Annotated in this window: 18 protein-coding genes; 8 read left to right on the top strand and 10 right to left on the bottom strand. The window is 70.3% G+C overall.

Annotation, left to right across the window (positions count from 1 at the left end; translation table 11 throughout):
* Window positions 1-132 precede the first annotated feature (132 nt).
* From AP234_RS07260 to AP234_RS07240, 5 genes are read right to left on the bottom strand one after another with little or no spacing between them, the layout of a single operon-like run.
* Window positions 133-978, bottom strand: a complete 846-nt coding sequence (locus AP234_RS07260) for a serine hydrolase (RefSeq protein WP_235558009.1) — start codon at window positions 976-978, stop codon at window positions 133-135.
* A complete protein-coding gene (locus AP234_RS07255) occupies window positions 975-2,576 on the bottom strand; it encodes an amidohydrolase family protein (RefSeq protein ID WP_055478728.1) in 1,602 nt (533 codons plus the stop codon). The genes AP234_RS07260 and AP234_RS07255 overlap by 4 nt, the downstream gene beginning before the upstream one ends.
* Window positions 2,573-3,388, bottom strand: a complete 816-nt coding sequence (locus AP234_RS07250; RefSeq protein ID WP_055478727.1) for an amino acid ABC transporter ATP-binding protein — start codon at window positions 3,386-3,388, stop codon at window positions 2,573-2,575. Before AP234_RS07250 ends, AP234_RS07255 begins: the two co-directional genes overlap by 4 nt.
* Window positions 3,385-4,437, bottom strand: coding sequence for an amino acid ABC transporter permease (locus tag AP234_RS07245; RefSeq protein WP_235558008.1), 1,053 nt, complete (start codon window positions 4,435-4,437; stop codon window positions 3,385-3,387). Before AP234_RS07245 ends, AP234_RS07250 begins: the two co-directional genes overlap by 4 nt.
* Complete coding sequence (locus AP234_RS07240) at window positions 4,428-5,312, bottom strand: ABC transporter substrate-binding protein (protein ID WP_055478726.1); 885 nt, start codon at window positions 5,310-5,312, stop codon at window positions 4,428-4,430. Before AP234_RS07240 ends, AP234_RS07245 begins: the two co-directional genes overlap by 10 nt.
* 177 nt (window positions 5,313-5,489) lie before the next feature.
* Between AP234_RS07240 and AP234_RS07235 the strand changes: the two genes are divergently transcribed.
* The gene (locus AP234_RS07235; RefSeq protein WP_055478725.1) at window positions 5,490-6,353 is read left to right on the top strand and encodes an SDR family oxidoreductase; all 864 of its coding nucleotides are present in this window, start codon (window positions 5,490-5,492) and stop codon (window positions 6,351-6,353) included.
* 62 nt (window positions 6,354-6,415) lie between these two features.
* A complete protein-coding gene (locus AP234_RS07230; RefSeq protein WP_055478880.1) occupies window positions 6,416-7,297 on the top strand; it encodes an alpha/beta fold hydrolase in 882 nt (293 codons plus the stop codon).
* Between the two features lie 151 nt (window positions 7,298-7,448).
* On the opposite strand, the gene AP234_RS07225 is transcribed toward AP234_RS07230, so the two are convergent.
* Together AP234_RS07225 and AP234_RS07220 are read right to left on the bottom strand one after the other, a co-directional pair.
* Window positions 7,449-7,826: a hypothetical protein gene (locus AP234_RS07225; protein ID WP_200926257.1), complete on the bottom strand. Its 378-nt coding sequence runs from the start codon at window positions 7,824-7,826 to the stop codon at window positions 7,449-7,451.
* A gap of 211 nt (window positions 7,827-8,037) precedes the next feature.
* The gene (locus AP234_RS07220; RefSeq protein ID WP_055478723.1) at window positions 8,038-9,288 is read right to left on the bottom strand and encodes a GAF domain-containing SpoIIE family protein phosphatase; all 1,251 of its coding nucleotides are present in this window, start codon (window positions 9,286-9,288) and stop codon (window positions 8,038-8,040) included.
* Between the two features lie 517 nt (window positions 9,289-9,805).
* On the opposite strand from AP234_RS07220, the gene AP234_RS07215 reads away from it, so the two are divergent.
* Genes AP234_RS07215 through AP234_RS07205 form a run of 3 tightly spaced genes read left to right on the top strand, consistent with a single transcriptional unit; the run spans window position 9,806 to window position 13,304 of the window.
* The gene (locus tag AP234_RS07215; RefSeq protein WP_055478722.1) at window positions 9,806-10,405 is read left to right on the top strand and encodes a DUF4956 domain-containing protein; all 600 of its coding nucleotides are present in this window, start codon (window positions 9,806-9,808) and stop codon (window positions 10,403-10,405) included.
* Complete coding sequence (locus AP234_RS07210; RefSeq protein ID WP_055478721.1) at window positions 10,402-11,232, top strand: polyphosphate polymerase domain-containing protein; 831 nt, start codon at window positions 10,402-10,404, stop codon at window positions 11,230-11,232. The genes AP234_RS07215 and AP234_RS07210 overlap by 4 nt, the downstream gene beginning before the upstream one ends.
* Window positions 11,223-13,304 carry a CotH kinase family protein gene (locus tag AP234_RS07205; protein ID WP_200926256.1) on the top strand — a complete coding sequence of 694 codons (2,082 nt, stop codon included), beginning with the start codon at window positions 11,223-11,225 and terminating at the stop codon, window positions 13,302-13,304. The genes AP234_RS07210 and AP234_RS07205 overlap by 10 nt, the downstream gene beginning before the upstream one ends.
* A gap of 328 nt (window positions 13,305-13,632) precedes the next feature.
* Here the strand turns inward: AP234_RS07205 and AP234_RS07200 are convergent, their stop codons facing one another.
* A complete protein-coding gene (locus tag AP234_RS07200; RefSeq protein ID WP_055478878.1) occupies window positions 13,633-14,283 on the bottom strand; it encodes a DUF6461 domain-containing protein in 651 nt (216 codons plus the stop codon).
* Between the two features lie 281 nt (window positions 14,284-14,564).
* On the opposite strand from AP234_RS07200, the gene AP234_RS07195 reads away from it, so the two are divergent.
* On the top strand, window positions 14,565-15,620 hold the full coding sequence (locus AP234_RS07195) for an FUSC family protein (RefSeq protein ID WP_235558007.1): 1,056 nt from the start codon (window positions 14,565-14,567) through the stop codon (window positions 15,618-15,620).
* A gap of 173 nt (window positions 15,621-15,793) precedes the next feature.
* Here AP234_RS07195 and AP234_RS39130 read toward each other — a convergent pair whose 3' ends face one another.
* Together AP234_RS39130 and AP234_RS07190 are read right to left on the bottom strand one after the other, a co-directional pair.
* Window positions 15,794-15,925 carry a hypothetical protein gene (locus AP234_RS39130; RefSeq protein ID WP_268778019.1) on the bottom strand — a complete coding sequence of 44 codons (132 nt, stop codon included), beginning with the start codon at window positions 15,923-15,925 and terminating at the stop codon, window positions 15,794-15,796.
* 1,424 nt (window positions 15,926-17,349) lie between these two features.
* The gene (locus AP234_RS07190; protein ID WP_152990275.1) at window positions 17,350-18,747 is read right to left on the bottom strand and encodes a WD40 repeat domain-containing protein; all 1,398 of its coding nucleotides are present in this window, start codon (window positions 18,745-18,747) and stop codon (window positions 17,350-17,352) included.
* On the opposite strand from AP234_RS07190, the gene AP234_RS07185 reads away from it, so the two are divergent.
* Complete coding sequence (locus AP234_RS07185) at window positions 18,746-19,168, top strand: YciI family protein (RefSeq protein WP_235558021.1); 423 nt, start codon at window positions 18,746-18,748, stop codon at window positions 19,166-19,168. The genes AP234_RS07190 and AP234_RS07185 overlap by 2 nt on opposite strands.
* Before the next feature lie 11 nt (window positions 19,169-19,179).
* Window positions 19,180-20,028, top strand: a complete 849-nt coding sequence (locus tag AP234_RS07180; RefSeq protein WP_055478718.1) for a sigma factor — start codon at window positions 19,180-19,182, stop codon at window positions 20,026-20,028.
* Window positions 20,029-20,102: the final 74 nt, after the last annotated feature.

The raw sequence follows: 20,102 nt of genomic DNA, 5'->3' as shown, positions 1-20,102 counted from the left end.
CCCGGGGTGAGGCCCGGTCCCTCCGCCCGACTCCACCGGAATCGAGGGAGCGGAGCGGGGACCGCAAGCGAAGCCCACGGAAGCGGGCTTCGCAGCGGCTTCCTCCCGGCGCAGCGACCGGGTGGAGTCCGTTCAGCGCACGGCCGCAGCGATGGCGAGCCCGGCCCGGCGGATCGCCAGGACGAGCGCGTGCTCGCCGCCGGCCGGCCCGCCGGGGGCGTGGGCGAGCACCGCGTAGCCGGTCGCGCGGGCGCCGACGAGCACCCCCACGTCCGCCCGGATCCCCGCGTCCGTGCCGGTCTTGTTCGCCACCCACACCATCGGGTACGGCACGGCCGCCGCCGGGATCCGCCGGTCCTCCGCCTCGTGCGGCAGCAGCGCGGGCACCAGGCTCCGATCGGTGTTGTGCGCCATCCAGCCGAGCATCAGCCGCTGCCACGGCTCGCCGTCGCCGAGGGAACCGGCGGCCAGATGGGCCGACGAGGCCAACGAGCAGGCCAGCGCGGCGAGCTCGCGCGCCGTCCCGGTCGCGAAGGCGGGCGGGTGCCCGGGCAGCCGAGGCTCGCGAATGCGGTCGTGGATCCGCGTCCTGGTCAGTCCGAGCGCACGGGCCACGGCGGCCACCCGGTCCAGGCCGAGCCGCCGCAGCAGCGCGTTCGTCGCCGTGTTGTCGCTCACCGACGCGGTGAGCAGGGCGAGGTCGGCGATCGTCCACCGCCGGGCCGACAATGCGGTCAGCAGCCCTGATCCCGCCGCGTGGTCCTCCGCCACCAGGTCGAGCGGCTCGTCGGGATCGAGGTCGCCGTCCGTCACCTCCCGGGCGACCGCGGCGAGCAGCAGCAGCTTGCCGGTGCTGGCCAGTGGCAGCTCCACGTCCTCGTTCACCCCGGCCAGTCCGGGCACGCACACCGCCAGCCTTCCCGGGCACCCGGCCGCCAGCCCGGCCAGCTCGCCGGCGATCTCGGTCGGGCCAGTCACGGGGTCAGCACCGTCCCGGGCCGGGCGCCGGTCTCCTCACCGTCGCGTACCACCACGATCCCACCCACGATCACCGCCGCCACGCCGGAGGGCGGCAGCAGCGGTTCCGTGAACGTCGCCCGGTCCGCCACCGCCGCCGGGTCGAACACCACCAGGTCGGCGTGCGCGCCGTCGCGGATCACCCCCCGCCCGGCCAGGCCGAAGCGCATCGCGGTCAGTCGCGTCATCTTGTGCACCGCCTCCTCGAGCGACAGCAGGCCGAGCTCGCGCACGTAGCGGCCCAGCACCCGGGGGAACGTGCCCGCCCAGCGCGGATGCGGCCGCCCGCCCGGCTTGGGCACCCCGTCGGAGCCGATCACCGCGTACGGCGCGGCCAGCACCCGCCGCACGTCCTCCTCCACCATCGAATGACTGATGATCGTCACCTCGCCGCGCTCGGCCACGAGCAGATCGGCGGCCACGTCCAGGGGATCGGCCGCAGCCGCGGCGGCGAGCTCGGCGATCGTCCTGCCCTCCGCCGTCGGATGGCGCGGCGCGCACGCCACCGAGATCCGATCCCAGCCGCCGTTGCCGACCGTGTTCTCCCAGCCGGGCACGCCCTCGGCGATCGCCAGCCGCATCCGGTCACGCGCCTCGGGATCGCGCAGCCGGGCGGTGAGCGCGGCGAGGCCCCCGTCGTTGGCCCACGGCGGCAGCATCGCGGCCAGCGCCGTGCTGCCCGCCGTGTAGGGGTAGACGTCGCAGGTGACGTCCATGCCGCCGGCCCGCAGCCCGGCGATGCGCGGCAGGGTCCGAGCCGTACGGCCCCAGCCGTGCCGGCCGGCCGTCTTGTGGTGCGAGACGTGCAGCGCCGCGCCGCTGCGGCGGGAGATCTCCACCGCCTCCTCCAGCGCCTCCTCCACCCGCGACATCTCGTCGCGCAGGTGGGTCACGTAGGGCTTGCCGTGCCGGGCCGCCACGGCGGCGAGCGCCACCAGTTCCCCCGTGTCGGCGTACGTCCCGGGGGCGTAGATCAGTCCGCTGGACAGGCCGGCCGCGCCCTGGGCGAGGGACCGGTCGAGCAGCTCGCACATCGTGCGCAGCTCGGCCGGCGACACCGGCCGGTCCACCGGGCCGACCACCCCGGCGCGCAGCGTGCCGTGCCCCACCAGCGAGACGAGGTGGTTGATCCTCGGCACGGCGGCGTGCGCGGCGGCGAAACCGGCGAAGTCCGGGTAGGCGCCCACATCGCCGCCGAAGGAGATCTCCGCCTCGGCCCGCATCGCGTCCAGCCGCTCCGGTAGCGCGGGAAACAGGCTGGAGCCGCAGTTGCCGCAGATCTCGGTGGTGACGCCCTGCAGCACCGCCGCCCGCACCAGCTCCCGGTCGCGGCCGCCGTCCAGGATGGCGACGCCGTCGGAGTGGGTGTGCGCGTCGATGAAGCCGGGGGCCACCACGAGCCCGCCGGCGTCGACGACCCGCGCCGCCGCCGCCCCGGACCCCGGGGGCAGCACCGTCAGCCGCCCGGCGTCCGACGCGACGTCCGCCGGTCTCGCCGGCCGGGCCGTACCGTCGACGACCAGGCCGTCGCGGATCAGCAGGTCGAAGGGGCGGCTCATCCGACCTGCCCGAGGAAGGCACGCAGCCGCTCGTGCCGCGGCGCGTCGAGCACCTCGCGCGGATGCCCGCGCTCGACGATCCTGCCGTCGTCGATGAAGACGAGCTGGTCGCCGACCTCGCGGGCGAAACCCATCTCGTGCGTCACCACCATCATGGTCATCCCGCTCGCGGCCAGGTCGCGCATCACGGCGAGCACCTCCTGGACCAGCTCGGGGTCGAGCGCGCTGGTCGGTTCGTCGAACAGCATCAGCTTGGGCCGTATGGCGAGACTGCGCGCGATGGCCACCCGCTGCTGCTGGCCGCCGGAGAGCTGGGCGGGATAGTGGCCCGCCCGGTCGGCCAGACCGACCCGCTCCAGCAGTTCCGCGGCAGCGCGCCTGGCCCTCGCCGCCGGAGTGCCGAGCACAGTGACCGGGCCCTCCATCACGTTCTCCAGCGCGGTCCGGTGCGGGAACAGGTGGAACCGCTGGAAGACCATGCCGATGCCGCGCCGCTGCCGCGACAGCTCGGCCGGACGCAGCTCGTGCAGCCGTCCGCCGCGCTCGGCGTGGCCCATCAGCTCGCCGTCCACCCAGATCCGCCCGGAGTCCGGCGTCTCCAGCCGGTTCACGCAGCGCAACAGGGTCGACTTACCCGAGCCGGACGGCCCGACCACGCAGACCACCTCGCCGGCGGGGACGTCCAGGCTGATGCCCTTGAGCACCTCGACCGCGCCGAACCGCTTGCGCACCGAGCGGATCCGGACCATGGGAAGCCCCGGATCCGCCGGCCGGTCCCGGTTCGGTTCGCCGGGCTCGTCCGGCCTGTTCATGCGGGCTCCTTCGCGAACGGGCGCAGGTTGCGGCGCACCCGGGTGGACAGCCGGGCGTGGCCGCGCTCGAAACGCCTCTCGATGAAGTGCTGGCCCACGCTCGCGACCGTGGTGAGCACCATGTACCAGATCGACGCCACGATGAGCATCGCGATGACCTCGAAGTTGCCGAGGTAGATGCGCTGGGCCACGGTCAGCAGCTCGGCCCCGGCGATCACGGAGACCATCGAGGTGGTCTTCAGCATCGAGATGAACTGGTTGCCGGTCGGCGGGATGATCACCCGCATCGCCTGCGGCAGCACCACGCGGCGCAGCACCTGCCGGTGCGACATGCCGAGCGACTCGGCCGCCTCGCGCTGACCCGGGTCGACCGATCTGATGCCCGCCCGCACGATCTCGGCCATGTAGGCGCCCTCGTTGATGGCCAAACCGAGCAGCGCCGCCGTGAACGGAGTGATCAGCTCGTTGGCCTGCCACTCGATCAGTTTCGGGCCGCCGAACGGGACGCCGATGCCGAAGGTCGGGAAGACCAGGCCGATGTTGAACCAGAAGATCAACTGCACCAGCAGCGGGGTGCCGCGGAAGAACCAGGTGTAGAGCGCCGAGGTGCCGCGCAGCACCGGGCTGTCGGACAGCTGCATCACCGCGGCGAGCACGCCCAGCACCAGGCCGATGACCATGGACAGCACGGTGAGCTGGATCGTCACCCACAGGCCGCCGAGGATCCTGCCGTCGCCGAGGTAGGCGACGATCACGTCCCAGTGCAGGTTCTCGTTGACGACGATCGTGTAGGCCAGCCAGGCCAGGAAGGCGATGGCGGCCGCGGCCGCGAACCACCTCCCGGGCCGGGCCGGGCGCACCGCGTCGATCGGCAGCTCGGGGTCGATCGGCAGCTCAGGGTCGATCGGCGGCTCGGGGTCGATCGGCGGGTCAGGGTTCATCGATGGGTCGGGGTTCATCGGGGGCTCGTGGTCTGCCGAGAGCTCGGGGTCGATCGGCGATCCGGGGGCGGCGCCGGAATCGGCGTCCCGGGCCGGGGTCACTTCCATGGACGGGTGTTGACCAGGACGCCCTGCACCGCGTTGGCCGTCACGCCGTACTTGTCGAGCACCTCCCGGTAGCCGCCGTCGGCCTGCAGTTCCTCCATGGCCTTGGCCACCGCGTCGCGGAGGCCGGTGGCGCGCTTGTCGATCGCGATGCCCCACGGCCCGGCGTCGTACTGCTCGGGCAGGACGTCGTACTTGCCGGTGTCGTTGGCGTACATGACGGCGACGGGGGAGTCGACGATCGTGGCCACCGCCCGGCCGGAGTCCAGGGAGAGCAGGCCGGTGGGCGCGTCCTCGCTCTGCATGATCTTCATCTTGTCGGTGCACTTCTCGTTCTGCCGCTCGCCGATCGCGAGGTTGGAGGTGCCCTTGGCCAGGACCACGGTCTTGCCGCACAGGTCGTCGAGGGTCCTGATGCCCTCCGGATTGCCCTTCTTGACCATGATGGCGCCGCCGGCGTTGAAGTAGTCGACGAAGTCGACCGCGGCGCGCCGCTCCTCGGTGTCGCTCATCGAGGACAGCACGATGTCCCAGCGGCCGCTCTGCAGGCCGGGGATGAGGCCGTCGAAGGCGGCGTTCGTGATCGTGAATTTGAGCCCGAGCTTCGCCGCGATGGCCGCCCCGAGGTCGGGGTCCACCCCGGTGAGCTCCTGGGTGCCCTCCTTGTACATCTCCATCGGCGGGTAGCCCTCGGAGGTGGCCACCCGAAGCTCCCCGGTCTTGCGCACGGCCTCCGGCACGAGATCCTTCGCCGTCTTGCCCGCCGCGGCCGCAGCGCCCTCGCCCGCGGTGGTTCCCGACGACGCCCGTCCGCAGCCGCCGGCGAGCGCCGTCACCACCAGCGCACCGACGATGGCCGTAAATAGGCGATTTGTCATGAAACCTCCTCTTGTGAACGATTGAGATTATGCTGCTGGCAGGAGGTCACACGCCAAAGCGTCCTGAAACCTTGCGGGTCTGAGCATCGAAACCTTCGATGCTCGAGGTCGGCGTGCGCGGAGACCGGGTCGTACGGAGGCTCGTTTGCCCGGTCACGGCAGGGGTACCCGACGGGCATGCCAGAGCAGCCGAACGCCACACCGCCACCGCAGACCCAGCCGTATCCGGGCGAGACGGGCGAGATGCGCCCGGCGCCGAGGGACGAGATGCGCGACTACACCGGCCGCGAGCTGCTGGCGGGCCGGCGCGCGCTCGTCACCGGCGGCGACTCGGGCATCGGCCGGGCCGTCGCCGTCGCGTTCGCCAAGGAGGGGGCCGACGTCGCGATCGCCTATCTGAGCGAGCACAAGGACGCCGACCACACCAGAGAACTGGTGGAGCGCGAGGGACGCCGCTGCGTGACCATCCCCGGCGACCTCGCCGACCCCGCCCACTGCCGGCGGGTGGTCGAGGAGACCGTACGCGAGCTCGGCGGGCTCGACGTGCTCGTCAACAACGTGGCCACCCAGGCGCCGGTCCGGTCTCTGGAGGAACTCTCCGACGAACAGTGGGAGCGGACGTTCGCGGTCAACATCCACAGCTATTTCTGGGTGACCAAGGCCGCCCTCGCGCACCTGCCCAGGGGAGGCGCCATCGTCAACACCTCGTCGATCAACGGCCTGCGCGGCAACAAGTCGCTCATCGACTACGCGGCCACCAAGGGCGCGATCAACGCGTTCACCTATTCGATGGCGCAGGCGCTGGTCGAGCGGGGCATCCGGGTCAACGCGGTCGCCCCGGGCCCGGTCTGGACCCCGCTGATCCCGTCGACCTTCCCGGAGGAGAAGGTGGCGGCGTTCGGCGCCCAGGTGCCGATGGAACGGGCGGCCGATCCCGACGAGATCGCCCCGTCGTACGTCTTCTTCGCCGCCGGCCGGTTCTCGTCGTACTACACCGGAGAGGTCCTCGCCCCCATCGGCGGCGAGACCCTACCGGGGTGATCTATCCCGGTACGCGGGAAAACGAGTTGGTAGGGCGGTTCGTGCTCATTACGATGCGGCGCATGGTTCTGGGGGTGGCCGCGCCCGAGCGCAGGGAAGAGATCAAGACGCCCGACGGCCGGGTGCTCGGCCGGGCTGAGTGGGGGCCGCGGGACGGGACACCCGTGCTGTTCTTCTCCGGCGCCGCGATGGGCGGCAGCCTGGGGTTCGGCGCCCACCTTCTCGACGAGCAGGTCGTACGGCTGATCGCGGTCGACCGTCCCGGTCTGGGCGCGTCCGACCCCCGGCCCGGCCGTACCCTCACCGACTGGGCATCGGACGTCGAGGCCCTGACCGCGGCTCTCGAGTTGCCGCCGTACGGGATCGTGGGGTTCTCCCAGGGGGCGCCGTTCGCCCTCGCGTGCGCCGCCGCCGGCCTGCCGGCAGCGGTGGCGGTGGTGTCCGGGCAGGACGATCTGCGTCATCCCGGCCTCGCCGGCCTGCTCGATCCCGATGTAGCGGGCATGCTGGAGGCGCTGACCGCGGATCCGGACGGGTTCGAGGAGTCGTTCGCCCGCACCGCCCGCCCCGAGATGCTGTGGCGGCTGGTCACCGAGACGTCGTCCGAGGTCGATCTCGCCGTTTATCGGGACGAGGCCTTCGCCGAGCATTTCCGGCGGGCTCTGGACGAGGGATTCCGCCAGGGCGCGGCGGCCTACGCACGTGATCTGGCGCTGGCCTTCGCCCCCTGGCCCTTCGAGGTCGAGTCCATCACCGTTCCGGTCGACCTGTGGTACGGCGGTCACGACGTGAGCCCGGTCCACTCGCCCGACCTCGGCGACCTCCTGGCACGGCGGATCCCCGGCGCCCGCCGTCACCTGCGCCCCGACGCCGGAGGATCCCTCCTGTGGACCGTCGCCGATGAGATCCTGGAGACCCTGCTGAATCGGCTACGCGGCGGGTAGGTCAGGCGTTACCGGCGATGGTGCCGAAAGGTGGTCTGCCATGCCTGGCAACTTCAAGATCCGTCCGCTCGGGGGAGCGGCGGGCTGCATGATGATGATCGCGATTTCGATCATCGCGTCGATCCTGCTCACTCTCATCGTGAACATCCTCCTACGCTGATCGGCGATGGGCGGGCAGCGGCGGGCGGGAGTCCGCGGAGAGTCCGCACCACGCCATGATCCATCCGGCCTCCATGGCCGCGTCGATCAGGTAGGTCGGCCGGATCCGGCCGAGCGGCACGTAGATCAGATCGATCGCGAGCAGGGTGGCGGCGGTGGCCACGCCGATCCGCCGGGCCTGCCGTACGCCTTCGGGGGTGGGCGCCGCGGAAAGCTGGCTCCAGCCGATCCCCACGAGGAGCCCGGCGGTCGTACGCTCCAGCCACTTGTCGGCCTTGGGGCCGAACACCATCTCAAAGCTCGGCAGGTGCACGAGGGGCCATAACCCGCCCACCAGATTGAAGAGCCCATGGGCACGGGCGAGGCGCACCTCAGAAGGATTGTCCCGATTGTCTTGATTGTCCATGGCCGTCCGATGCCCGGTCAGAAACCGGTCAATCCCCCTCTGCTCCCGGGGGGGTGGGCCGGATGTTCCGGCGGGAGAGCGATCCGCGTGAGGGCCGGTGAACCATGACCGGGGGTTCCGCCGGCGAGGCGGCGGGGCATCGGGCTCGACACGGCAGGCCATGCCGGTCGGGTCGTCACACGCTTAGCTGGCGCAGCCGCTCGGTGCGCCACTCCACCAGCATCACGGTGGCGTCGTCCTGCAGCCGGCCGCGCTGGTGCAGCAGGATGGAGTGGACCAGGCGGCGCAGGGTCTCCGGTGCGGAGAGGCCGTCGGCCTCGCGTTTGATGACGAAGTCGGTGAAGCGGTCCAGTCCGAACATCTCCCCCTCGGGAGTCTGCGCCTCGAGGATGCCGTCGGTGTAAAGGAGCAGCCGGTCGTCCGGCTCGAACTGGCGGCGGGAGAGCACGGTGGCCGGGCCCAGGCGCAGGCCCATCGGGGTGTCCGGCGGGGTCTCCAGCATGGAGGCCACCCGCCCCTGCCGAAGGATCAACGGCGGTGGATGTCCCCGGTTCACCCAGGTCAGCAGGCCGCTATGGATGTTCAACTCGGCCAGGATGCCGGTGGCGAACCGGGACCTGCTGAACTGGTCGGCGATCGCCTCGTCGATCGCGTCGCTGACCGCGAGCAGATCGATCCCCCGCCGGCGGCGGTTGTTGCGGTACGCCCCCAGTGCGATGGTGGCGGTCAGCCCGGCGGACAGGTCGTGCCCCATGGCGTCGAAGATGCCCAGGCGCAGGATGTCACCGTCGAGCGAGTAGTCGAAGGCGTCCCCGCCGACGGAGTAGGCCGGTTCCAGCGCGGCGCTGACCGAGATCTTGTCCGTGGAGTAGTTGCGGATCGGCATCAGAGCCCACAGCACCTCGGCGGACAGGTCCATCTCCTCCGTGCGGATCATCCGTATGTATGCGTCGCTGGAGGTGCGCTTGCTCACCACCAGAAGGGCGATCAGCGCGCCCAGCTCCGCCGCGATCCGCTTGGTGTGGTCGTCGACCACGGGCACGGTCACCCCGAGCACGCCGACCCGTTCGGTCCCGTCCAACATCGGCACCCACAGCCGCCGTGGTCCTTCACCGCCGAGCGGTTCGGCCTCCACGGAGGAGAAGACGGTGGTGGGCCGGGCCTGGACGATCTCCAGATTGCGGAAGGCCCGTCCGGCCAGCGTCGTGTCGACGGGGAGCCGATCGAGCGGTTCGCCGTGCACGTCGCGCTGGCCGGGAAGCGGCACGAGGTAAAGCGGCCGCAGGCTGGCCACATAAATCATGATCTCGGTGAAGCCGAGCGGCCGGACATGCTCGATGACCGAGTCGGCCAGGTCGTCCAGCGGGGTCAGGTGATGGGAACGCGCCAGACCTCCCCAGATACGCCCGACGTCAGGATCGTTCACGTGTCGCTCTCCCCGTTGTGTCTCCCGCCTCTATCCCTCTTACCCCCGGGACCGGCGTTGGCGCCGACCACCACGTTCGGCCGACGCATCGGTCCCCGCCGGGCCACACCGCCGCCTCACGCTCGCGCCCTCGAGTTGGTGTATTTCGGGCAGATGGCGAAAGTTTCAAGTCGGATGGTGTGGGCGCACCCGGTCTGCGTCACCCTGCGCTCTCGGCGGTTGGTGCCGGCCATCGGCCTGTGACCGGGTCGTATCGGCGAGCTCGTCGTCTCGCCACACGATGACGTCAGGATTGTTTACACGAGGAGTAATGGATTCTTGTACGCAGTGTAAGGGCCGAAATGCGCATCGTAGGGAAGTTCATTGACTCGTCACCCGGCATTCATCTATGGTTCCGGGCGAGTTCCCGAAAGTTTATATAAAGAGCCGAAATTTTCGGCTACCTGTCCTGCGGACCCGGCCAGGAAACGGGCGGTGTCCGGCCAACTCCGGCAGCGGCTCAGGAGGAACGAACGTAATGTCACAGCTCGTCCTGTTCGCGATCGACATCTGCGCGGTGGTGCTGCTCGTCTTCGGGCTCTACTTCCCGCGACACCGCCGCCGCGATCTGGTCGTCGCCTATCTGGGGGTCAATATCGGCGTCCTCGCGGTGGCGAGCGCGCTCAGCGCCAGCAACGTGGGCGCCGGGCTCGGGCTGGGGCTGGCGCTGTTCGGCGTGCTGTCCATCATCCGCCTGCGCTCGACGGAGCTCGACCAGCACGAGGTGGCGTACTACTTCTCCGCTCTCGCCCTGGGCATCCTCGGCGCGCTGAGCACCACCTCGGTCTGGCTCAGCGGCGGCCTGATGGCGCTCATCCTCGTGGTGATGTTCCTCGGCGACCACCGGCGGCTGTTCCGGCACTACCGGCATCAGATCCTCGTGCTCGACTCGGCAATCACCGACCACGTCGCGCTCGTCGCGCACCTGGAACAGGTGCTGCACGCCCGGGTGCACGCCGTCACCGTCCAGCGGCTCGACCTGGTCAACGAGACCACCATCGTCGACGTCCGCTACGCACTGACCGAACGCCTGACCGCCGAGCCCGGCGCGCCCGTGGCCGCGGGAGCACGCCGATGAGCACGACGCCCATCGTGCCGGAACTGGCGCGGTTGGCCCCGGTCGGGGTCGCCGAGCTGGTCGACCGCGCCGCGTTGCAGACCAGGGTGGACCGCAAGTACCTCGTCCCCACGGAGGAACTGCCACGCCTGCTGGAGCAGCTCACGCCGCAGGCCCGGGTGCTGGACATCGACGGCGAACGCACCTTCCGCTACAAGTCGGTGTACTTCGACACCCCGCAACTGGCCAGCTACCACTGCGCGGCGTACCGCAGGCGCCGGCGTTTCAAGGTGCGCACCCGCACCTACCTCGACTCGGAACAGTGCTGGCTGGAGGTCAAGATCCGCGGCGCGCGGGGGAGCACCAGGAAACACCGGCTGCCCTACCACCCATGGGACAGCGGCACCGTTCAGCCGGGGCGTGACTTCGTGGACGAAGCGCTCGTCCGTGAGTCGATCGGCCCCGCGGCCGGGAGCGTACTCGACCCGGTCCTGGTCACCGAATACCGGCGCGCCACCCTGCTGCTGCCGGAGACCGCGAGCCGGATCACCATCGACACCGGGCTCACCTGGCGGGACGGCACCGCCACGCTGCGACTGCCCGGCCTCGCCGTGGTCGAGACCAAGACCGCCTCGGCCGCCACGCAGGTCGACCGCATGCTGTGGCGGAGGGGGATGAGACCCGCCCGGATCTCCAAGTACGCCACCGGTCTGGCCGCGCTCCGCCTGGACCTGCCCGACGTGCCGTGGCGCCGGACGCTACGTCGCCACTTCCGCGGCACCGCCTCGTCGACATCCCCGGAACCGACCATCTCCCCCCGACCCGAACAGGAGACATCGTGCGTTTGACCCATCGCACGACGGTGGTCGCGGCCGCCGCCGTGCTTCTCTCGGGGCTTCTCACCCCGTTATCGGCCCAGGCGGAGACGGTGTCCGCGCAGACCACTGCCACGAGCGCGGCCGCCACGGCGGCGGCGAGCGCGGCCGACGACCTGGTCGGCGACATCGTCTTCTCCGTGCCGAGCGGCACCTTCCAGGGAGAGGTGAGCGTGTCGCTGAGCACCGCGATCAGTGGTGCTCAAATCCGCTACACCACCGACGGGAGGCCGCCCACCGCGCAGTCGACGCTCTACCAGGGAGCCCCGCTGCGCTTCACCCGCACCACCCAGCTCAGGGCCCAGGCGTTCACCGATCAGACCGCGTCCGGGGCGCCGGGAACGGCCCTGTACGTCGCCCGCGGCACCACCACGGCCCACGACCTGCCGGTGATGGTGCTCGATTCGTACGGCAAGGGCAAGCCCGGCCGGGAGTACTTCGACGCCGCCGCCATGATCTTCGACCCGGGCGGCGGCGGGACGACCTCGCTGGCCGCGACCCCGGCCGTGGCCACCCGCGCCGGATTCAAGCTGCGGGGGCAGTCGTCGGCCACGTTCGCGAAGACGCCGTACCGCATCGAGTTCCGGGACAACGACGATGACGACGCCGACTACCCGGTGCTCGGCATGCCCGAAGACTCCGACTGGGTGCTGCGCGGGCCGTTCCCCGACAAGTCGCTGATCCGGGAGGCCTTCGTCTACGACCTCGGCAGGGAGATGGGGCTGTACGCGCCGCGATACCGGTTCGTGGAGCTCTACCTCAACACCGACACCACCTCGGTGGGCGCCGACGACTACATGGGCGTCTACATGATCGTCGAGACGATCAAGAACAGCAAGAACCGGCTCGACCTCAAACAGCTCGACGAGGACGACGTCACGCTGCCGAAGATCCAGGGCGGCTACATCTGGAAGTTCGAGTGGATGGCCGCCGAGGAGCCGACGCTGTCGTGCACCGGGGCGTCGGCCACCTGCTGGAACTACCTCGAGGTGGCCGACCCCTCGCCGCTGCAGCCGGAGCAGAAGGACTGGCTGCGCAACCACATCCAGACCTTCCACGACGCGCTGCACGGGCCGAACTTCGCCGACCCGGAGACCGGCTACCGGGCGTACATCGACGTCGACTCCTTCATCGACCAGCTGATCATCTACGAGCTCAGCCGGAACATGGACGCCTACGTCCGCAGCGCCTACTTCTACAAGGACCGGGACACCAAGATCTTCGCGGGCCCGCTGTGGGACTACGACCTCACCTTCGGCGTGGGCGGATTCTTCCAGAACGACCAGACCTCGGGCTGGCAGTACCAGCAGACCCGGCAGCCGCTGGCCAACGACTGGTTCAACCGGCTCGTGCAGGATCCGGCCTTCGTCGACCAGGTCAAGGCACGCTGGCAGACGCTGCGCCGCGGTCCGCTCTCCGACTCGGCCATGCAGGCCAGGATCGACGCGCTCGCCGGGCCGCTGACCAACGCCGCGCAGCGCAACTTCCAGCGCTGGCCGAACCTCACGACATCGATGATCGGCTTCTTCATCACCCCGACCGCGTCCACCTGGCAGGGGCAGGTGCAGTACATGCGCGACTGGATGCTGCGCCGCGCGGCCTGGCTGGACTCGACCGCGGCATGGGGCGGTACGGTCACCCCCACGCCGAGCCCCACGCCGACGCCTTCGCCGAGTCCGTCTCCCTCCCCGAGTCCGTCTCCCTCCCCGAGCCCGTCGCCCAGCCCGAGCCCCTCGCCCGGCGGCGCGCGGTGTACCGCGACGTACACGGTGATCAACCAGTGGCCCGGCGGATTCCAGGGTGAGGTCCGGGTCACGGCCGGCTCCTCGGCGATCAGCGACTGGACCGTGTCCTGGAACCTCCCCAACGGAGAGGCGATCACCCAGGCATGGAACGCGACCGTCACGAGCCAGGGGACCGCGGTCACCGCACGCAACGTCTCCTACAACGGCTCGCTCGCGGCCGGTGCCAGCACCACGTTCGGGTTCCTCGGGTCCTCGACGGGAACCACCGGAACACCCGCGCTCACCTGCACGGGAAGCTGACGCCCGATCGACGGGCGTACCCGGCGCCGCCGCCCCACGCCGGGTACGCCCGTCGTCCCGGGATCGGGATCCCGATCCCGGGATCCCGATCCCGGGATCGGGATCGGAAATGATGCCGGGTGGTCGTCGGGCGTCGCGGGAGCGGCCGTTCTCGGTGGTCGCCGAGGCGGTGGGGCGTGCGGCATGGTCGACGCCGACGACTGTGTGAGCCGGGCCAGGCTCTGCCCTTGGCAGGAGACCATCGCAGCGCAGGCTGCCCTCGCGCAGGCTGCCCTCGCGCAGGGAGACGAGCAGATTCGAACACCGCTGTCGGGCGGCCACAAGACGGTCACCTTTCCGCGATGGACCCCACGAGCATCGGACGGTCGAGCATGTCCGCTGTGAACGGCACCCCGGTGACCTTCGCCGCCAGGGCGAAGCCCCTCGGTACGGCGGTGCGGTGGTCGTCCTCCCAGGCGGCCTCCCACGCGGCCTCGTCCTCCGGCTCCTCCGGTCTCATGCCCAGCTCCCGCATGAGGCCGTTGAGCCGGTCGGGGTCGGAGCCGTAGCGGGCGTAGGGACGCCGCAGTGGGTAGCCGGTGACGATCGTGCCGTCGATCGCGTACTCGAGGCTGTGCTCGGCGGCGTAGTCGTGGCGGGTGACCGCCAGCACCTCACAGCCCCGTGACAGCTCGGTCACCACCTCGTGGTCCGTGACCATCCAGCCGTAGGGCTCGACGGCCACGCACCACTCACCGGCCTGGAAGACGCCAACGTGGCCGCCCTCCCCGCCGTCCGTCGAGACGTACTCGCAGGCCTTGTCGTCGAGCTCCTCGAAATCCGATTCCTGGCCGGAGTCCTCGCCGCGGCTGAAGCGGCGTACCACCTCCACCGGGTCGGGCCCGCGGAAGAAGGCCACGCTGAAGATCGCACCCAATCGGCCGTAACCCTTGCTCACGTTGAGCCACTGGAAGGGGGCCAGGGGGTCGGTTGTCGTCATGCGGGTCATGGTGGCAGGCCGCACCGACATTCAGCCGGGAGCGGCCATCGGGTCACCTCGGCGTCCCCGCCGATCCCGTGAACGAGCCCTGTGGCCGGATGGCCGTACCGTACCGGCAGGCCGTCTTCCCGGGCCTCCGGCCGCCGCCGGTGAGCATCCGGACACCCGTCGGCCGCCCGGCTCGCCGAATGGTTCGAATCGGAATAAGTCGGGGCAAATGTGATCTCCCTGTCATAAAAATTGGCCATGGTGGAGGAGTGCGAGATTGGCTGAATGATCAAGTGAGGAATCGGCTGGGTACGTTCGGCCTGATCGTGCCCTCCATCGCGCAGTGCGCTGCGGGGGCAGCGCTGGCCTGGGTGGTCGCCGTACATCTGCTCGGCCACGCCCGCCCCCTTTTCGCGCCCATCGCGGTGATGATCTGCGTGGGTGTGGGGCTCGGGCAGCGGCTGCGCAGGCTGGTCGAGCTGGTGGTCGGCGTCAGTCTGGGCGTGGGCATCGGCGACCTGCTGGTGTCCTGGATCGGCTCGGGCCCCTGGCAGATGGCGCTCGTCATCGCGCTGGCGATGGGCGTCGCGGGGCTGTTGAACAGCGGCGAGCTGTTCATATCGCAGGTCGGATCGTCCGCGGTGCTGGTCACCATGGTGGTGCCGGGAGAGGACGCGGGCGGGCTGGACCGGATGATCGATGCGCTCACCGGCGGCGTCGTCGGCATCGCGGCGGTCGCGCTGCTGCCCGCCAGCCCGCTCACCATCGCGGGCAAGCACCTGTCCGGCGTGCTCGACGCCTTCTCCACTGTGCTGGAACAGGCGGCGGACGCGATTGAGAAAGGCGATATGGACCTGGCCGCCGAGGCCTTGGAACGCGGACGCAGAACCCAGACCTCGGTCGAGGAGCTCACGGCGGCGCTGGCGAACAGCAAGGAGATCATCAGGATCTCGCCGCTGCGCTGGCATCACCGGGCCCGACTGGCCAGGTACGAGACCGCCGCCGTACCGGTGGATCTCGCGCTGCGGAACGCACGGGTGCTGGTCCGTCGCACGCTCGCGGCGCTGGGGGAGTCCAGCCCGCCGCCGGCCGCGCTGGCCGAGTCGCTGCGCGAGGTTTCGGAGGCGGCGCTGCTGCTCCAGCTCGAACTGGCGGCCGGCCGCGAGCCGATGCTGGCCAGACAGGCGCTGCTAGCCGTCGCGGCCCGGGAGCGGCCCAAGAACCTGGGGTTCTCCGCGAACGTCACCATCGCGCAGCTGCGCTCCATCGCCGTCGATCTGCTCCAGGCCACCGGGATGGATCACGACACGGCCTCGGCCGCGCTGACCCCGCTGAACGAGCCGGCCTGAGCGCATACGCGGCTGGGGCCGGACAGTCCTTCCGGATCGCCATGTGCCGGGTGTTGGAAGTGAGGCCGGGACTACCGATGTAAGAGCCGTACCGATGTAAGAGCCGTACCGATGTAAGAGCCGTACGGATGTGAATCGGACGCCCCGGCTCCGCGCTGTTCCGTGTTGGGCGCTTAACCGGAGTCCGCGATGCGAAGGGCGGCGTACGGATCGCCGGGCCACCTGTTCCATCTCTTCCCGCCCAGGGAGAACACCACGTCGTAGGCCGCGAGGATCTCGCACATGTTCGCGAAGTACTCGTACACGAACGATGGCGTCCCAGCCTGGGTAAACGTCTCTTTTCCTTGCGCTTCGGCGGCCGAATACGCCTTGGTCGGACGTTATGGACATTCGGGGTTATTGGTATTTTCTTCTCGTAATTTTCATTGAATTAGTTGGCGGGGAGAGTTGTCATTCACCTTCTAGGCGTGAGATTATTCAGATAGATTTTCGAATGGCCGGGCTTGCTGGAGTAGCCGGTGGGCCATTCGTTGGCCATTTCGTGGCACTGGACCGAGGGGGGCGCGTGGATATCGTGACGCCGGGACGGCCGAGGCGGATGGCGCTGCGCTTGGCAGAGCTGAGGCCGATCGATCCGCTGGAGCTGGACATGCTCATGGCACCCTCCGGTCGGGATCCGTCCACTGTTTTCTCTCCCGTTCCGTCCCTGCTGGGCGAGGAACGGTGGGCCCTGATGGGGGAGGACGCGCCGGCGGAGACGGATGCAGGGGTGACGCACGCGCGGGGAGAGGCCCAGGCTCGTGCGGAGAGCACCGCGGAGAGCAAGGCGGAGGCCAGCAGGGAGACCACCGCGAAGGCCACTGCGAAGGCCACTGCGAAGGTCGCTGGGGAGACCCGTGCGGAGGCCTGCTCCGCTGGAGGTCCGCGGGTGAGTCGGCCACGGCCACACCAGTCCGCGGGCGCCGCCGGCCCTGCCGGCCCTGCCGGCCCTGCCGGGCCTGCTGACCTTGCCGGGCCCGTCTGCGCCGCTGACCTTGCCCGTCCCGCCAAGCCCGCCGGCCCCGCCAAGCCCGCGGGCCCGGCTGGGTTCGCCGGCCCTGTCGGTCCGGCCTCTATACGCGGTGATCCCCCGACCGCCGATCCTCTGGTCGCCGATCCCTTGGCCGCCCGGGCTTACGGTTTCCCGTACGGCTCGGCGACGGTGTGCAGGGAGATCGCGGGTGTGCACCATCCGCCCAGCCGTGCGAACCCGGCGAGTCGAGCAGGCGGCAAGCGCCGTACGTGTCCGGCGAGTTCAGCGGGCCGGGAGTGCCGTGCGTCTCCGGTGCACCCCGCCGGCCGGCGAACCCAGGCGCGTCGAGCGAGCTCGACGGGTCCGTCCAGCAGGGCGAGCCCGCCAAGCCGTCTGCCCCTCGTGTCAGACGTCACTCCTGGTCGGCACAGGGGGGACTCCCGGGGCGGCACAGCGGCCGCTTTCGCCTGCGAGCGTGAGCAATGGCCGGCTGAGCCCGGGGAGGGCCGCAGACACCGGCGTCGCGACACTGGATCGCAACGCCGTTGCTCCCCAGGGCCCGTGCGGAGTTGGGATCGGCATGTCGCCGATTCGCCTACGCCGAGCCCACGAACGACCGCGTTCGCCCACCCCACTGCCATCAGGAGATTCATGACCGCTGTCGCAGACAGTCCGCCGCTGATCGCCGAACGTGGAGGGCCACGGCTCTGACGGCTCTCACGACGGCGCGGGCGGGTCGCTGAGACTCCATATCCGGGCGGTGCCGTCCGAGTCCGCGGTGATGGCGACGGGTCGGTCGTCGAGGCGGCCGATCGCCACATCGAGGGCCCCTACGGTCTTTCCGTGAGGGTCGGTGAGGGGGGTGCCGAGTTGCTTGTGCGTGGTCAGGTCCCATACGCGGACATCGCCGCATTCGGTGATGGCGATGGGCCGATCGTCGAGCTCGCCGATCACCACCGTGCCCATGCCTTCGTTTTCGTGCCGGAGGGGCTCGCCGAGTTCTTCGCGTGTGGTCAGGTCCACCACGTGGGCGATGCAGGAGAGGCCTCCCGTGAGCGCGATGGGCCGGTCGCCGATCAGGCCGGCCGCGACGGCGCCGGCGGTTTCGGCGTACGCGGTGAGGGGCCGGCCGAGCTGTTCACGTGTGGTCAGGTCCCACAAGAGGACGAGACCGTTGTCCTGACCGGTGACGGCGATGGGCCGGCCGTCGATCAGGTCGACCGCCACAGAGAGGACGCCGGTTTCGTGCTCGAGGGGCGGGCCGAGTTCTTCGCGGGTGGTCAGGTCCCATATGCGGGCTGTGCCGTCCATGCTTGCGGTCACGGCGACGGGTCGGCCGTCGATCAGGCCGGTGGCCACCTCCCAGATACGGTCCTTGTGGCCGGTGAGGGGTAGGCCGAGTTGCCGGTGGGTGGTCAGGTCCCATATACGGGCGGTGCCGTCCTCGCCTCCGGTGACGGCGACGGGCCGGCCGTCGATCAGGTCGACCGCCACCGAGAGGACGCCGGTTTCGTGCTCGAGGGGCGGACCGAGTTCTTCGCGGGTGGTCAGGTCCCATACGCGGGCGGTGCCGTCCTCGCCGCCGGTGACGGCGACGGGGCGATCGTTGAGCCGGCCGAGAGCCACGGTGACGACCCGGCCCTTGTGGCCGGTGAGGGGTCGGCCGATCTGCCGCCCGAAGGAGGAAGTCCTTGCCGGGGTCTCCGGAGGCCCCGCTTGGTTCTCGGAGGTCGATCGGGGCGGCCATGAGAAGACGAGTGCGGCGAGGAGCAGGACAGCCGCGCAGACGGTGGCGATGACGACGGTACGGCGTGGGATGCGCCTGGCGGCCTCGGGGGAGGAGACCTCTTCAGCCGTCCCGTCCATGCCGTCCGTCTCATCCGTGCCGTCCGCTGGTTCGTCTCTGCCGTTCGCGCTGCCCATGCTGTCCGTTTCGTCTAGTTCATCGAACGGGGATGCTATCCGGGTCGTCTTCCTGCCGTCGACGATGGGCGTACGAAATCTTCGACTTCGGGCCCCGGATCGTGTCCGATCGGCGGGCACGGCTTCGACGTCTCTGCTGAGCGGCGCCATCGGTGCGCCGGCCAATGGACGGGAGAACGCTGTGAAATACATGATCCTCACCTACGGCTCCCAGCGGGACTACGACGCGCTGGCAGGAAAGGACACGGGGGAGGGCGCGGGCGAGGAGACGGGCCGACCGGGTTCGTCCGCTGCGGATGTGGCCGCGATCGGTGAGTTCCTGATGAAGTTCACCGCCGACCTCGCCGCGTCCGGGGAACTGGTCGACGCCCAGGGCCTCAGCGCACCGGTGCTCGCGCGCCGAGTCCAACTGCGGGACGGCGCCCAGGTCGTCACCGATGGTCCCTTCGCCGAGACGGAGGAGGTCCTGGCGGGCTACTGGATCGTCGAGTGCGCGGGCATCGACCGCGCCACCGAGATCGCCGCACGCCTGAACCAGTGTCCGGGGCCGGTGCCCGCGACCGGCACTATCATCCGGGCCATCGAGGGATCCGCTGACGACTTCGAGGCCTGACCGACCGTTCGATGAGCGATGACATGATCGAGGATCTGCTGCGTCGTCTGATGCCGCAGGTCCTCGGCGCGCTCGTCCGCCGCTACGGGCACTTCGACTCCGCCGAGGACGCCGTACAGGAGGCACTGCTCGCCGCGGCGACCCGGTGGCGGACCGATGGCATCCCGGACCGGCCGCAGTCCTGGCTGATCCAGGTCGCATCGCGCAGGCTGACCGATCTGCTGCGGTCAGAGCAGGCGCGTCGGCGGCGCGAGGACGTCGTCGCGAGCCGGGTGCTGCCGCAGGACCGGTCGAGCCCGCCCGCAGCCGCCGCCGCCCACGGCTTGGACGACGCCGACGACACGCTGATCGCGCGCGCTCCGGCCCGTACGACCGAGCACGGAGAGCTGGTGCCGCTGCGTGAGCAGGACCGGACGCTGTGGAAGGCCGAGTCGATCCGGCGTGGCATGGCCTTGCTCGCCCGGGCGCTGCCACGCGGCCCGGTCGGCCCCTACCAGTTGCAGGCGGCCATCGCCGCGGTCCACGCTCAGGCGCCGAGCGAGGCCGCCACCGACTGGGGGCGGATCGTCGCGTTGTACCGGTTGCTCCTGCGGATGGCCCCCAGCCCGATCGCTCGCCTGAACCATGCCGTTGCCATGGCGATGGCCGAGGCGCCGGCAACGGGCCTGGCATTGCTCGACGCGCTGGACGATTCTCGTCTCGCCCGCGATCATCGGCTGCACCCGGCCAGGGCACATCTCCTGGAGATGTCCGGAGATGCCATGGCGGCTCGGGAGGCGTACGCCCAAGCTGCCCGATATGCCACCAACCTGCGGCACGTACGGTACCTGACCGCCCGGACACGACGGCTGGACACGTAGTTGTCCACAACCGAATCCACACCTGTGGGTTACCGATTGATTACTCAACGCAATGCAACCCGCGGGCCGCACGT

Origin of the sequence: Sphaerimonospora mesophila (genome assembly GCF_001417795.1) — a bacterium.
Classification (GTDB): Bacteria; Actinomycetota; Actinomycetes; order Streptosporangiales; family Streptosporangiaceae; genus Sphaerimonospora; species Sphaerimonospora mesophila.
Note: the sequence above shows the minus strand (reverse complement) of the source record. Positions and strands in the feature narration are given on the sequence as shown.

What these genes read in the sequence shown, in the direction of transcription:
- AP234_RS07255 (WP_055478728.1), bottom strand. Translation starts at nt 2,576, where the DNA reads ATGAGCCGCCCCTTCGACCTGCTGATCCGCGACGGCCTGGTCGTCGAC.
- AP234_RS07250 (WP_055478727.1), bottom strand. Translation starts at nt 3,388, where the DNA reads ATGAACAGGCCGGACGAGCCCGGCGAACCGAACCGGGACCGGCCGGCG.
- AP234_RS07245 (WP_235558008.1), bottom strand. Translation starts at nt 4,437, where the DNA reads ATGGAAGTGACCCCGGCCCGGGACGCCGATTCCGGCGCCGCCCCCGGA.
- AP234_RS07240 (WP_055478726.1), bottom strand. Translation starts at nt 5,312, where the DNA reads ATGACAAATCGCCTATTTACGGCCATCGTCGGTGCGCTGGTGGTGACG.
- AP234_RS07235 (WP_055478725.1), top strand. Translation starts at nt 5,490, where the DNA reads ATGCCAGAGCAGCCGAACGCCACACCGCCACCGCAGACCCAGCCGTAT.
- AP234_RS07230 (WP_055478880.1), top strand. Translation starts at nt 6,416, where the DNA reads ATGGTTCTGGGGGTGGCCGCGCCCGAGCGCAGGGAAGAGATCAAGACG.
- AP234_RS07215 (WP_055478722.1), top strand. Translation starts at nt 9,806, where the DNA reads ATGTCACAGCTCGTCCTGTTCGCGATCGACATCTGCGCGGTGGTGCTG.
- AP234_RS07210 (WP_055478721.1), top strand. Translation starts at nt 10,402, where the DNA reads ATGAGCACGACGCCCATCGTGCCGGAACTGGCGCGGTTGGCCCCGGTC.
- AP234_RS07200 (WP_055478878.1), bottom strand. Translation starts at nt 14,283, where the DNA reads ATGACGACAACCGACCCCCTGGCCCCCTTCCAGTGGCTCAACGTGAGC.
- AP234_RS07185 (WP_235558021.1), top strand. Translation starts at nt 18,746, where the DNA reads ATGATCCTCACCTACGGCTCCCAGCGGGACTACGACGCGCTGGCAGGA.
- AP234_RS07190 (WP_152990275.1), bottom strand. Translation starts at nt 18,747, where the DNA reads ATGTATTTCACAGCGTTCTCCCGTCCATTGGCCGGCGCACCGATGGCG.
- AP234_RS07180 (WP_055478718.1), top strand. Translation starts at nt 19,180, where the DNA reads ATGAGCGATGACATGATCGAGGATCTGCTGCGTCGTCTGATGCCGCAG.